Annotated in this window: 13 protein-coding genes; 3 read left to right on the forward strand and 10 right to left on the reverse strand. The window is 74.0% G+C overall.

The features are described from left to right. A complete protein-coding gene (locus Actkin_RS23805) occupies positions 1-1929 on the forward strand; it encodes an AAA family ATPase (RefSeq protein ID WP_258904327.1) in 1929 nt (642 codons plus the stop codon). Here Actkin_RS23805 and Actkin_RS23810 read toward each other — a convergent pair. The 8 genes from Actkin_RS23810 to thyX form a co-directional block, all read right to left on the reverse strand. Beyond that, entirely contained in the window at positions 1916-2155 is a 240-nt protein-coding gene (locus tag Actkin_RS23810; protein WP_189211627.1) for a DUF6480 family protein, read from the reverse strand. The two genes, Actkin_RS23805 and Actkin_RS23810, sit on opposite strands and share 14 nt — an antisense overlap. 52 nt (positions 2156-2207) lie before the next feature. After that, on the reverse strand, positions 2208-2477 hold the full coding sequence (locus tag Actkin_RS23815) for a DUF1905 domain-containing protein (RefSeq protein WP_189211628.1): 270 nt from the start codon (positions 2475-2477) through the stop codon (positions 2208-2210). A gap of 33 nt (positions 2478-2510) precedes the next feature. After that, a complete protein-coding gene (locus Actkin_RS23820) occupies positions 2511-4193 on the reverse strand; it encodes a ribonuclease J (RefSeq protein WP_189211629.1) in 1683 nt (560 codons plus the stop codon). Then, positions 4190-5203, reverse strand: a complete 1014-nt coding sequence (gene dapA / locus Actkin_RS23825; protein WP_189211630.1) for a 4-hydroxy-tetrahydrodipicolinate synthase — start codon at positions 5201-5203, stop codon at positions 4190-4192. Before dapA ends, Actkin_RS23820 begins: the two co-directional genes overlap by 4 nt. A 78-nt stretch (positions 5204-5281) precedes the next feature. Beyond that, the gene (locus Actkin_RS23830; RefSeq protein WP_258904328.1) at positions 5282-5902 is read right to left on the reverse strand and encodes a TIGR03085 family metal-binding protein; all 621 of its coding nucleotides are present in this window, start codon (positions 5900-5902) and stop codon (positions 5282-5284) included. 25 nt (positions 5903-5927) lie between these two features. Then, complete coding sequence (locus tag Actkin_RS23835) at positions 5928-7400, reverse strand: serine/threonine-protein kinase (protein ID WP_258904329.1); 1473 nt, start codon at positions 7398-7400, stop codon at positions 5928-5930. Between the two features lie 59 nt (positions 7401-7459). After that, positions 7460-7843 carry an ACT domain-containing protein gene (locus Actkin_RS23840; RefSeq protein WP_189211632.1) on the reverse strand — a complete coding sequence of 128 codons (384 nt, stop codon included), beginning with the start codon at positions 7841-7843 and terminating at the stop codon, positions 7460-7462. Then, positions 7840-8592 carry an FAD-dependent thymidylate synthase gene (gene thyX, locus Actkin_RS23845; RefSeq protein ID WP_189211633.1) on the reverse strand — a complete coding sequence of 251 codons (753 nt, stop codon included), beginning with the start codon at positions 8590-8592 and terminating at the stop codon, positions 7840-7842. Before thyX ends, Actkin_RS23840 begins: the two co-directional genes overlap by 4 nt. Before the next feature lie 150 nt (positions 8593-8742). On the opposite strand from thyX, the gene Actkin_RS23850 reads away from it, so the two are divergent. After that, positions 8743-9255: a toxin-antitoxin system HicB family antitoxin gene (locus tag Actkin_RS23850; protein ID WP_258904330.1), complete on the forward strand. Its 513-nt coding sequence runs from the start codon at positions 8743-8745 to the stop codon at positions 9253-9255. A gap of 11 nt (positions 9256-9266) precedes the next feature. After that, complete coding sequence (locus Actkin_RS23855) at positions 9267-10139, forward strand: DUF4097 family beta strand repeat-containing protein (protein WP_189211635.1); 873 nt, start codon at positions 9267-9269, stop codon at positions 10137-10139. Here the strand turns inward: Actkin_RS23855 and Actkin_RS23860 are convergent. After that, entirely contained in the window at positions 10136-11353 is a 1218-nt protein-coding gene (locus Actkin_RS23860; RefSeq protein ID WP_229787009.1) for a winged helix-turn-helix domain-containing protein, read from the reverse strand. The two genes, Actkin_RS23855 and Actkin_RS23860, sit on opposite strands and share 4 nt — an antisense overlap. Next, positions 11350-12288 (reverse strand): EamA family transporter, encoded by a 939-nt coding sequence (locus Actkin_RS23865; protein WP_189211636.1) that lies wholly within the window; start codon positions 12286-12288, stop codon positions 11350-11352. The genes Actkin_RS23860 and Actkin_RS23865 overlap by 4 nt, the downstream gene beginning before the upstream one ends. Positions 12289-12351: the final 63 nt, after the last annotated feature.

The raw sequence follows: 12351 nt of genomic DNA on the forward strand, positions 1-12351 counted from the left end.
ATGCCCGCCGAGCGCACCCTCGACCGGTTCGTCCGGGACCATCTGGCCGACTCCGACCTGCCCGAAGCGGCCAGGAACCTGGTCATCGCGGCGCTGGACGGCGACGACGCGGTCGAGGGAGCGCTGGGCGGGGCGTCGACCGGGCCGGGCGCGGCGGTGGCCGCGCCCGGCCGATCGCCGGAGGTCTACCTCGCCGCGGTGCGGGTGCGCGGGTTCCGCGGCATCGGCGAGCAGGTCGAGCTGACCCTGCCGCCTCGGCCCGGGCTGACCCTGGTCACCGGGCGCAACGGCTCGGCGAAGTCGAGCATCGCCGAGGCGGTCGAGGTGGCGCTCACCCGGCGGAACTCCCGCTGGGCGGGCAAGGCCGACTCCGCGCGCAAGCTCTGGCAGGCGGGCTGGCGCAACCTGCACTCGCCGTCCACGGCCATCGAGGTCGAGACGGTGGCGGGCGGGGAGACGGCGGTCTTCCGCGCGTCGTGGCCGGAGGGCGCGGCGTTCAAGAGTCCGGAGTGGACCGGCCGGGACTGGGACTTCGAGACGCACCGGCCGTTCCTGTCGTACACCGACCTGGGCAGGCTGGTCGACGGCAAGCCCGCGGAACTGCACGACGTGCTACACCGCGCGCTCGGCCTGGAGCGGCTGGACGAGGCCCGCGCGCGGCTCGGCGCCCGCAGGCTGGAGCTCGACCGCGTGCGCAAGGCCGTCCGCGACGAGAAGAACGCGCTGGGCGAGGTCCTGCGCGGGATCGACGACGACCGCGCCCGCGAGGCCGTCGGGCTGCTGACGCCGACCCGGTCGGCGCTGGCCCGGCTCACCGCGCTCGCCGTCGGCGACGCCGAGGGCGGGCTCCCGGTGGGAGCGCTGCGGTCGCTGGTCGCGCTGTCCCTGCCGTCGGCCGACGAGGTGGCCGCCGCGGTGGCCGAGGTGCGCGCCGCGGCCGACGCGGTGACCGCGGCCGTGTCGGCCCTGCCCGCCGACCTGGACGACCTGCTGGGCGCCGCGCTGGCCTACCACGACGGGCACGGCGACGGCGCGTGCCCGGTCTGCGGCGGCGGCGCGCTGGACGCGGCGTGGCGGGCCCGGGTCGAGCAGGCCCGCCGGTCCGCGAAGGCGCAGCGGGCGGCGCGGGCCGAGCACGCCGCGGCGGTGTCGCGACTGCGTCGGCTGGTCGGCCCGCCGCCCGCCGTGCTCGACGCGATCCCGGAGGCGGCGTTCGCCAGGGCGGCGTGGGCGGATTGGGCGGACGCGGACGACGCGGTGGCCGCGCACGCCGCACTGGAGAACGCGCTGGCGAAGGCGCGGGAGTGGGCAGCGGCGGAGTTGGCCAGCATCGACGAGGTGTGGCGGCCGACCGCGCTGCGCCTGGCCGCGTGGGCCGAGCAGGCCGGGCGCGTGCTGGACGAGCACGAGCGCCACCGGCTGCTGTCCACGGCCGAGGACTGGCTCAAGGCGATGGCGGGCAGGCTGCGCGACGAGCGCATGCGCCCGTTCGCCGAGCAGACGGCCCGGCTGTGGGCGATCCTGCGCAAGGACAGCAACGTCTCCCTCGACGGCGTCGCCCTGGCGGGCGCGCACACCCGCAGGCGCACCGACCTCAACGCCAGCGTCGACGGCGCCGACGCGCCCGCGCTGGGCGTCCTCAGCCAGGGCGAGCTGCACGCGCTCGCGCTGGCCCTGTTCCTGCCCCGCACCCGCGTCGACGACAGCCCGTTCCGGTTCGTCCTGCTGGACGACCCGGTCCAGGCGCTCGACTCGGCCAAAGTGGACGGTCTGGCCGAGGTGCTGGCCGACGTGGCCGCGACCCGCCAGGTCGTCGTCTTCACCCACGACGACCGGCTGGCCCGCTCGGTGCGCGCCCAGGGCATCCCCGCGACGGTGTGGGAGGTCGTGCGCGGCGAGCGGTCGCGGGTGACCCTCAGAACACCTTGACCCACCCGACGAGCTGCGCGACGAGCAGCCCGACCACGGCCAGCGTGATGATCAGCACGATGACGAGCGTGGCGATCCCACCCGCGCGCGAGCGGTAGGTCTCCGGCTTCGACAACCCCTGCGTCGTGCTGCCCGAGTCCGGCGGCGTGTCCCCCGGCTGCACCCCACCACCCGGTTCGAGTCCGGGCGTGCGGTCCGGGTCCGGGTCTGGCGGCAATGCGGTCATATCGGGGGTTTACCGGCATCCGGTCGCCCGAAACCCGCGGGTTCCGCGTGATCTATCCGCCCCGGTGGCCCGGCTCCAGCTCCACCGTCACCACGTCGCCCTCGTGCAGGCCCTCGGACTTGCGGACCGCGGCCTTCAGGGCGAGGAAGCGGGTTCCGTCGCCCTTCGGCAGCAGGGAGGTGGCCCAGTGCGTCGCGCCGATCCGGGCCGCCACGCGGGTCATGCCGGGGGCGAAGTGGTCGGCGGTCTCGGGTGGGACGGGCACGTAGTGCCAGCCGCCCGGGCCCGGGAAGCGGTGGATCTCGGCGGTGAAGGTGGGCACGGGCGCGGAGTCTGCCCGGGCCCACCGACAGCGCTAGACCGGGATCACCGTCGGCACGATCATCGGGCGCCGCCGGTAGGTGTCGGCGACCCAGCGGCCCACGACGCGGCGGACGGCCTGGGCGATGCGGTGGGTGTCGGTGACGCCCTCCGCCTCCGTGTGCGCCAGCTCCTTCTCCACCAGCGCCACGACCTCGTCCAGGGCCTTCGGGTCGTCGGAGAAGCCGCGGCCGGAGATGGTCGGGGACGACATCGCCCGGCCGGTGGCCGAGTCGACCGCGACCGTGATCGCGATGAAGCCGCCCTCGCCCAGGACCAGCCGGTCGGACAGGGTCGACTCGCCGACGTCGCCGACGGACAGGCCGTCGACGTACACGTGCCCGACCTCGACCCGGCCGGAGATGGCCGCGCGGCCGTCCACCAGGTCGACCACGACGCCGTCCTCGGCGATGACCACCCGGTCCGACGGCACGCCCGTCTGCACGGCGAGGGCCGCGTTGGCCCGCAGGTGCCGCCACTCCCCGTGCACCGGCATCACGTTCGACGGGCGCACGGCGTTGTAGAGGAACAGCAGCTCCCCCGCCGCGGCGTGGCCCGACACGTGGACCTTCGCGTTGCCCTGGTGCACGACGTGCGCGCCGAGCCGCACGAGCCCGTTGACGACCCCGAACACCGCGGTCTCGTTGCCCGGGATCATCGAGCTGGCCAGGACCACCGTGTCGCCGGGGCGGATGGCGATCTGCCGGTGCTCGCCGCGGGCCATCCGGGACAGCGCGGACAGCGGCTCGCCCTGGGAGCCGGTGGAGACGAAGACGACCTCGTGCTCGGGCATGGCCATGGCCTCGTCGAGGTTGACCAGGAGCCCCGGCGGCACCGACAGCAGGCCGAGGTCGGCCGCGATGCCCATGTTGCGCACCATCGACCGGCCCACCATCGCCACGCGGCGGCCGTGGGCCACGGCGACGTCGAGGATCTGCTGGACGCGGTGCACGTGGCTGGCGAAGCAGGCCACGATGACCCGCTGCTGGGCGCGCGCGATCACCCCGTCGATGACCGGGCCGATGTCGCGCTCCGGGGTGACGAACCCGGGCACCTCGGCGTTCGTGGAGTCCACCAGGAACAGGTCCACGCCCTCGTCGCCCAGGCGCGAGAAGCCCGCCAGGTCCGTCAGCCTGCCGTCGAGCGGCAGCTGGTCCAGCTTGATGTCGCCGGTGTGCAGCACCAGCCCGGCCTGCGTGCGGATCGCGACGGCCAGCGCGTCCGGGATGGAGTGGTTGACCGCGAAGAACTCGCAGGAGAACTCGCCGTAGGCGACCCGGTCGCCCTCGGCGACCTCGCGCAGCACCGGGTCCAGCCGGTGCTCGCGGCACTTGGCCGCCAGCAGCGCCAGGGTGAACCGGGAGCCGACGACCGGCACGTCCGGCCGCAGCCGCAGCAGGAACGGCACCGCGCCGATGTGGTCCTCGTGCCCGTGGGTCAGCACGATGGCGTCGATGTCGCCGAGCCGGTCCTCGATGGCCCGGAAGTCGGGCAGGATCAGGTCGACGCCGGGCTGCTGGTCCTCCGGGAACAGCACGCCGCAGTCGACGATGAGCAGGCGCCCGCCGTACTCGAAGACCGTCATGTTGCGGCCGATCTCGCCGATGCCGCCCAGCGCGACCACGCGCAGGCCGCCCTCGGCGAGCGCGGGCGGGGGGTTGGTGGGCCAACCGCTCACTTGTGGACCGTCCCCGCGCTGGTGTGCGTCGTCGTGGCGATGTAGGCCGCGGCGGCGTCGGCGTGCGCGACCCTGGCCGCGGCCTGGTGCGTCGGGGGCGCCTCGGCCAGCGGGACGCCGCCCTCGGCGAGGTCGCCCGCGATCGCGGCGTACTCCTCCGGGGTCGCGGGGGGCAGCGGCAGCCGGGGGTCGCCCGCGCTCTCCCCGCGCAGCCGCAGCGCGGCCTTGCTGAAGATGACGCCGCCGACCCGGCTGAACGCGCGCAGCACGGGCAGGAGTCCGTTGTGGATTATCTGCGCCGACGACACGTCGCCGCGCTCGTAGGTGTCCATCATGGAGCGCAGCCGCCCGGCCACGACGTGCCCGATGACGCTGACGAACCCGACCCCGCCGATGGACAGCCACGGCAGGTTGAGCGCGTCGTCGCCGGAGTAGTAGGCCAGGTTCGTCGACGCGATGACCTCGCTGCCCGCGAGCAGGTCGCCCTTGGCGTCCTTGACGGCCTGGATGCGCGGGTGCTCGGCGAGCCTGCGCAGCGTGTCGACCGCGATGGGCACGACGGAGCGCGGCGGGATGTCGTAGAGCATGACCGGCAGCTCGGTGGCGTCGGCGACCTTGGTGAAGTGCGCCAGCAGCCCGGCCTGCGGGGGCCGCGAGTAGTACGGGGTGACGACGAGCAGGCCGTGCGCGCCCGCCTTCTCCGCCTCGCGCGCGAGGTGGACGCTGTGCGCGGTGTCGTACGTGCCGACCGAGCCGACGACGGTCGCGCGGTGTCCGACCGCCTCGACGACCGCGCGGAGCAGGTCGGACTTCTCCCGGTCGGTGGTCGTCGGGGACTCGCCGGTGGTGCCGCTGACCACCAGCCCGTCGTTGCCGAGGTCCACCAGGTGTTGAGCGAGGTGCTGAGCCCGGTCGAGGTCGAGCGCGCCGTCGGCGTCGAACGGGGTGACCATGGCGGTGAGCACCCGGCCGAACGGTCTGCCGGGCGCGGCGGTCGGACATGTGGTCATGGGTGGACGCTACCTCGTCATTGTTGCGGCGACTCGATGACCGTCCGCCGTGGCGCCATCTCGCCTGTGTATGGCGGTCTACAGTCCGCGCGCGAGGCCGCGCAGCGCGCCGATGGCCGCCTGCTCGCCCTCGAACCCGACCTCGGCCTGGTCCCGGCCGAAGGCGAAAAGCAGCAGCTCGCCGGGCTCGCCGAGCACCGTGACGGTGTTCGGACCGCGCTTGACGGTCACCTCGCGCCCGTCGGGCGTGCGCAGTGCCACACCGACGGGGCTGTTGCGGAACATCAGCCTGCCCGCGCGGCGCACCGCGGTCCACAGCGCCCGGTCGCGCCGCGGGTCGGCGGGCCGGGGGCTCCACTGCGGCTGGGCGCGGCGGACGTCCTCGTGGTGGATGAAGAACTCGGGGGTGTTGACCAGGTCGTCCAGCAGGTAGTGCGGGGAGTAGACCGGCGGGCCGGTGCGGATCAGCCGGAGCAGCTCGTCCCACGGCTTGGCCGCCACCTTGGCCTGCACCCGATCGAGGTACGGGGCCAGCGGTTTGACGAGGATGCCCGGGGCGGCGTCCATGCGCCGCTCGCGCACGACGAGGTGGGCGGCGAGGTCCCGCGTCGTCCAGCCAGCGCAGAGCGTGGGCTGGTCGGGGCCGACCTCGGCCAGCAGGTCGCAGAGCCGGGCACGCTCGTCCTTGGCGACACTCATGCCGCTACCGTACCGGCAGGTAGCGTCACTCCTGCTCGACCAGGTGGGACTCGGCGAGCATGGAGCCGTCCCGGCTGGTCAGCGCGCAGACCAGGGTGCGGGCCGGGCTGCCCTGCTCGCGGTCGGCCTCCCACGCCTGCTTGGCGGGCACCAGCACGATCACCGACAGCCTGCCCAGCTGGCCCGGCTCGACCTGCCCGGACCGGAACTGCCACAGGCAGTAGCTCTTGCCCAGGGCGGTCAGCTCGGTGGGGATGTAGTCCCAGTCGTCGTTCAGGGTGAGATAGCCGTAGACCTCGAAGGCGTGCGGCTCGTCGCACGGCTCGCCGCCGGGGAACGACGCGCCGTCCTGGATCACGCCGACGCCGCAGTAGCGGTTGGTGACCTCGAACTCGCGCACCTGCCCGCCCGCGCCGTAGGTGAAGGTGGTGATCGGGGTCGCCTGCTCGTCCTCGGCGGGCGCGTTCACCGCGTTGGCGAGCATGAACCCGAGGACACCGCCCGCGAGCGCGAGGACGGACGCGAGCGCGAGGACGAGCTGCCAGCCCATGCGCCGCTTCCGCACCGGCTGCTGCTGTTGGGGCGGCTGGGCCACCATCGTCGGGTAGCCGCCCGGGTACATCGCGGTCGGCCCGGTGTGCGGGCCGGTCGGCGGGCCGGGCTGGACGTGGGTGAGCAGGCCGCGCACCTGGGCGGCGGTCAGCCGGGCCTGCGGGTGGGTGTTCAGCAGGCCGGAGATGACCGACGCGAGCGCGCCGGAGCCGCGGGTCAGGAACGGGACCTCGTTGAGGATCGCGTGCATGGTGGCCGCGGTGTTGGCGCGCTCGAACGGCGAGTAGCCCTCGATGGCGAAGAACAGCACCGCGCCCAGCGCCCACAGGTCCGACGCGGCGCTGGCGGACTCGCCGCGCAGCTGCTCGGGCGCGAGGTAGGCGGGCGAGCCGATCAGCAGGCCGCTGGTGGTCAGCCTCGGGTCGTCGACGGACTGGGCGATGCCGAAGTCGGTCAGCTTCGCGCGGCCGTTGGCGGCGAGCATGATGTTGCTGGGCTTGACGTCGCGGTGCACGATCCCCGCCTGGTGCGCCGACTCCAGCGCCGAGAGCAGCTGCTCGGCCAGGCGGGCGACGGCGTCGGACTTGAGCGGCCCGCGCTCGCGGACCACGTCGGCCAGCGTGGGCGCCTGGATCAGCTCCATGACGATGTAGGTCGCGCCGGATTCCTGCACGACGTCGTACACCGTCACCACGGCCGGGTCGTTCAGCCTGCCCGCGGTGCGCGCCTCGCGGAGCACCCGCTCCTCGAACACCAGCCGCTCGGCCGCGGGCACGCCGTCGGGCAGGTGCAGCTCCTTGATCGCCACATGCCGCCCGATGGTGGTGTCCTCGGCGAGCCAGACGACGCCCATGCCGCCGCGGCCCAGCTCGTTGAGCACCCGGTAGCGGCCTGCGATGACGCGCTGGCTTCCCGGCGCTACCAGGGGTCCTGGCTGTTGGGACACGTCCACCTCCTGCGGATGGCGGCCATCGTAGGTCAGCGGGACCCACCAGCAGACGCCGATCAGCCGATCTCGTGCCCCGCCTCGCGCAGCGCCCGGACCGCCCGGTCGAGGTCGACCGCCCGGACCAGCAGGTGGTCGGTGTCGAAGGTCGACAGCGCGAACAGCGGGACGCCCGCCTGGGCCAGCGCCCCGGCCAGCGCGGCCATGATGCCGGTCAGGGTGAACTCCAGCGGGCCGCGCACGGTGAGCAGGCGCCAGCCGGGCTCGGTCCGGCCGCCGTCGGGGGCGTGCTCGCTGGGCGTGACGACCGAGACCTCGGTCGCCGTCGCGGTCACCGAGACCAGGCCGTCCCGGGTGAGGAGCTCGGCGGGCACGCCCGTGCCCGGGTCGAGCCGGGTGACGGTGTACTCGCCCGGCGCGACGTCGACCACCAGGCGGTTCATCCCTCGGCGACCAGCGGGCTCGAGGCGACCTCGGTGCCGTCGGGCAGCGCGGAGACGGTGAAGTCGGCGAACACGTTCGGCGCGACCTTCTGCAGCTCGCGCAGGCAGTCGATGGCCAGCGCGCGGATCTCGATGTCGGCCTGCTCGGTGGCGCGCATGGCGATGAAGTGCCGCCAGGCGCGGTAGTTGCCGGTGACCACGATGCGGGTCTCGGTGGCGTTGGGCAGGATCGCGCGGGCGGCCTGGCGGGCCTGCTTGCGGCGCAGGGTCGCGCTGGGCACGTCGGCGAACTTCGCCTCAAGGCCCTTCAGCAGCTCCTTGTAGGCGTCCAGGCTGGCCTGGGCGGCCTCCAGGAACTTCGCGTGCAGCTCGGGGTCCTCGGCGATGACGTCCGGCTCGACCATCGCGGCGTTGCGCTCGGGCACGTAGCGCTGGGACAGCTGCGAGTAGGAGAAGTGCCGGTGCCGGATCAGCTCGTGGGTCAGCGACCGGGAGATGCCGGTGATGTAGAAGCTGACCGAGCCGTGCTCCAGCACCGAGAGGTGGCCGACCTCGATGATGTGGTTGATGTAGCCCGCGTTGGTCGCGGTGGCCGGGTTCGGCTTGCTCCACGACTGGTAGCAGGCGCGCCCGGCGAACTCGGCGAGCGCCTGACCGCCGTCGGTGTCGGTCGTCCACGGCACGTCCGCCGGGGGGAAGAACTCCGTCTTCGCGATGAGCTGCACCTTGGGCGACACCGTCTCGGCCACTGACCCGCTCCTTCTCCTGATTCCGGGCCAGCCTAGGCGCTGGCCCCCCGGCGCTGAAATCCGACAGGTGGCGGCGTGCACAGCGACACATCCGTCCACATGGCGCGGCAGACAGTGGCGTGATGTCAGATGTGGTGGCATGGTGGTGTCATGGACCTGACGCCGTACATCACCTCGCTGCGGGACGACCTCTCCGCCGCCGCCGCCGTGGGCGACGAGACCACCCGGCGGGCAGCGGCCGCGCTGTCCGCCGCGCTGGAGCCCGCCGCCCGGCTGGCCATCATGAACGCCCTGGCCGACCTCGCCGCCGAGGTCACCGCGTCCCTGCCCGACCACGTGGTCGACGTCCGCCTTGACGGCCGCGACGTGCGCGTGGCGGTGTCGGGGGCGGCGCGCTCCGGGCCGGGCGAGGCTCCCCCGCCGCCGCCCCCGCACGACGGCGGCGAGATGAGCCGGATGACGTTGCGGCTGTTCGAGGAGCTGAAGGCCAAGGCGGAGCAGGCAGCGTCGGCGCAGGGCATGTCGCTGAACACGTTCGTCCAGCAGGCGGTCCAGGGGGCCGTGCACGGGGCGCTGCAGGGCAAGGGCTTCGGCGGCGGCAAGGGCTGGGGCGGATGGCCGGGCGAGCGCGGCTCGCGCGTGCAGGGCTGGTACGAGGGCTAGGGGACACCACGATGACGACGAGTGACACCATCCGGCGTCTCTCCTACGACGCCGACGGGCCGGTCGACATCACCGTCGGCATCGGCTCCGGCGCGGTGGAGGTCCACCTGCGCGACGAGCCGGGCGTGGACGTCGAGATCCGGCCCGCGGCCTCGGACAACCCGTGGGCCGAGGGCCTCACCGCGCTGATGTCCTGGGTGGGCAGCGCCATGGGCGACGACCGCGCCCTCGACCTGTCCGGCGAGGCCGTCGCCCAGGCCCGGGTCGACTTCGGCGGCCGGGCGCTGTCGGTGCGCTCGGCCAAGAGCGGGCACCTGCGGGCCGTGCCGGTCGCGGTCGTGGTCCGCGCGCCCGCCGGGTCGTCGGTGAACTGCCGCACGGGCGACGGCGCCGTCACCGTCTCCGGCCGCGCGGACCGGGTCGAGGTCGGCACCACGGGCGGGGAGATCAGCGTCGACGAGGCCACCGGGGCGGTCCGCCTGACGTCCGGGACCGGCCCGATCCGGCTCGGCCCCGCTCCCGGGGGCGGTCACCTGCGCTCGGGCAGCGGGACGATCGAGGTGGCCGCGCTCGGCGGCTCGTCCACCGTGGCCACCAGCAGCGGCGAGATCCGGCTCGGCCGGGTCACCGCCGACCTGCTCGTGCGGACCGGCACCGGCGACATCGCCATCAAGGAGGCGGTCTCCGGCACGGTCGAGCTGACCAGCGGCTCGGGCAGCTTCCGGGTCGGCGTGGCCGGTCCTGCGGAGTTCGACCTGGTCTCGACCTCGTCCGTGGCGCGCAGCGAGGTCCCGGTGACCCAGAAGCGCGTCGACGGGGTGCCGCTGCGGGTGAGCGGCCGCACCGGCTCCGGCACGATCCTGGTGCACAAGGCTGCGGTCTAGAGGCAGGCGGCGAGCGGGGCGACCAGGTCGCCGCGCTCGCCGACGGCCACCGCGTCCAGTTCCAGCCAGTCGGCCATCTCGCGCAGTTCCCCGGCCAGCTCGGCGGCCACCCGCGCGGTGTCCACACCGGACTCGGCGAAGGCGCCGTTGACGCGCAGGGTCCCGGTGGCCCGGTCGGCCTTGAGGTCGACGCGGGCGACCAGGGCGCCGTCGAGCAGGAACGGGAAGACGTAGTAGCCGTACTGGCGCTTGGGCTCGGGGACGTAGATCTCGATGCGGTAGTGGAAGCCGAACAGCCGCTCGGTGCGGTCGCGTTCCCACACCAGCGGGTCGAACGGGCACAGCAGCGCCCGCCCTCGGACGGCGCGCGGGGTGCGGGCGTCGACGTGGCGGTAGGCGGTGTGGCGCCAGCCGGGGATCGTCGTGGGGACCAGCTCGCCCGCGTCGACCAGCTCCAGCAGCGCCGTGCGGGCCATGTCCGGGGGCAGGCGGTAGTAGTCGCGCAGGTCGAACTCGGTGCCGACGCCGTGGGCGACGGCGGCGGCGCGCATGAGCCGCCGGGCGCACTCGTCGTCGGGGACCTCGCGGGTGAGGACCTCGGCGGGCAGGACGCGCTCGGGGAGGTCGTAGAGGCGCTGGAAGCCGCGCCGGGTGCCGGTGGTGAGCGCGCCGACGGCGAAGAGGTACTCGCAGGTGTGCTTGACGTCCGACCGGTTCCACCAGCCGCCGCGCGGGCGGGGCGCGCCGCCGCCCAGCTCGGTCTCCAGCGCGCCCGCGCCGATCGGGCCGAGTTCCTTGACCGCGGTGAGGACGTCGTCGACGAGGCCGGTGATGTTGGCGTTGTCGCGGCGCAGGAAGTCGGCGTAGCGGGTCTCGTAGTAGCGCATCCGCCAGCGCAGCAGCGGCCAGTCCTCGACCGGGATCAGGCTGGCGACGTGCGCCCAGTACTCGACCAGCATGCGCGGCTTGCGGGCCGTCGGGTTCCAGGCGGCGTCGTCGACCAGCGCCGGGTCGTAGCCGCCGATGCGGGAGAAGACGGGCATGTAGTGCGCCCGGACGGCCACGTTGACCGAGTCCAGCTGCAGCAGCTGGACCCGGGAGAGCACCTTGGCCAGGTGCCTGCGCGTGGGCGCGCCCGCCGGGCGCGCCTCGGCGAAGCCCTGCGCGGCCAGCGCTGTCCGGCGCGCGGCTGCGGTGGTCATGGTCTCGGTCATCGGCGCACCTCGCTCATCTCCGGCATCGTGCCATCGGGGGCCGACACTTTCCGTCGTTCCGCGCGGACGACCAGGATGACGGCCACCAGCACGATCGCGCCGCCGATGAGCTGCCACGGCCCGAACACCTCGTCGGCGACGAGGTAGCCGAGGATCACGGCGATGAGCGGGTTCACGTAGGCGTAGGTCGCCACGGTCGAGACCGGCAGCCTGCCCAGCGCGAAGATGAACGAGCTGAAGGCGAACGCCCCGAACACCACGAGGTAGCCCCACGCCCACCACGCCGTCGCGGTGGTGGCGCCGAAGTCGAGGCTCTCCCCCGTGACCCAGCCGCCCAGGAGCAGGGCGGCGCCGCCGACCAGCATCTCGGTCGCGGCCAGGGCGAACGGGTTGGCCGGGGTGGGCAGCCGGGTGCTCAGCACCGTGCCGACGGACCAGCCCAGCGCGGCGAGCAGGACGAGCCAGGGCCCGAACCACGCCGACCCGTGCGTGCCCGCCACCGGGCCGCCCAGCAGCAGCACGGCCAGCCCGGCCAGGCCGATGGCCACGCCGACGAGGGTCACGGCGGGCGGGCGCTCCCCCAGCATCCGGCGCAGGACGACGACGTAGAGCGGGATGGAGGCGACCAGGAGCGCGGCCAGGCCGGAGGCGACGTGCTGCTCGGCGACCACGACGAGCCCGTTGCCCCACGCGGGCAGCAGCAGCCCGACGAGGGCGGCCGTGCCGAACTGCGGCCACGTCATCCGTAATGCCTTGACCCCGGCGACGAGCACCACGACGACGCCCAGCAGCAGGCCCGCGGCGACGAACCGCAGCCCGGCCGACAGCAGCGGCGGCATGGACTCCAGGGTGAGCCGGATCCCCAGATAGGTTGATCCCCAGACGACGTAGACGACGCCGAGCGCCGCCCATCCCAACCAGTTCCGCGTACCCATACCCGAAGCCTTGCATGAACCGCCGACGGTTGTTCACCGGTTATTCCGGCGGCCTGCGTCAAC

The sequence above is a fragment of the Actinokineospora sp. UTMC 2448 genome, from assembly GCF_024760565.1.
Lineage (GTDB): Bacteria > Actinomycetota > Actinomycetes > Mycobacteriales > Pseudonocardiaceae > Actinokineospora > Actinokineospora fastidiosa.

Bases quoted from the DNA above. Each gene is read 5' to 3' on its own strand.
- Actkin_RS23805 (WP_258904327.1), top strand. From the start codon at position 1: ATGCCCGCCGAGCGCACCCTCGACCGGTTCGTCCGGGACCATCTGGCC.
- Actkin_RS23810 (WP_189211627.1), bottom strand. From the start codon at position 2,155: ATGACCGCATTGCCGCCAGACCCGGACCCGGACCGCACGCCCGGACTC.
- dapA (WP_189211630.1), bottom strand. From the start codon at position 5,203: ATGACCACATGTCCGACCGCCGCGCCCGGCAGACCGTTCGGCCGGGTG.
- Actkin_RS23830 (WP_258904328.1), bottom strand. From the start codon at position 5,902: ATGAGTGTCGCCAAGGACGAGCGTGCCCGGCTCTGCGACCTGCTGGCC.
- Actkin_RS23840 (WP_189211632.1), bottom strand. From the start codon at position 7,843: ATGAACCGCCTGGTGGTCGACGTCGCGCCGGGCGAGTACACCGTCACC.
- Actkin_RS23850 (WP_258904330.1), top strand. From the start codon at position 8,743: ATGGACCTGACGCCGTACATCACCTCGCTGCGGGACGACCTCTCCGCC.
- Actkin_RS23855 (WP_189211635.1), top strand. From the start codon at position 9,267: ATGACGACGAGTGACACCATCCGGCGTCTCTCCTACGACGCCGACGGG.
- Actkin_RS23860 (WP_229787009.1), bottom strand. From the start codon at position 11,353: ATGACCGAGACCATGACCACCGCAGCCGCGCGCCGGACAGCGCTGGCC.
- Actkin_RS23865 (WP_189211636.1), bottom strand. From the start codon at position 12,288: ATGGGTACGCGGAACTGGTTGGGATGGGCGGCGCTCGGCGTCGTCTAC.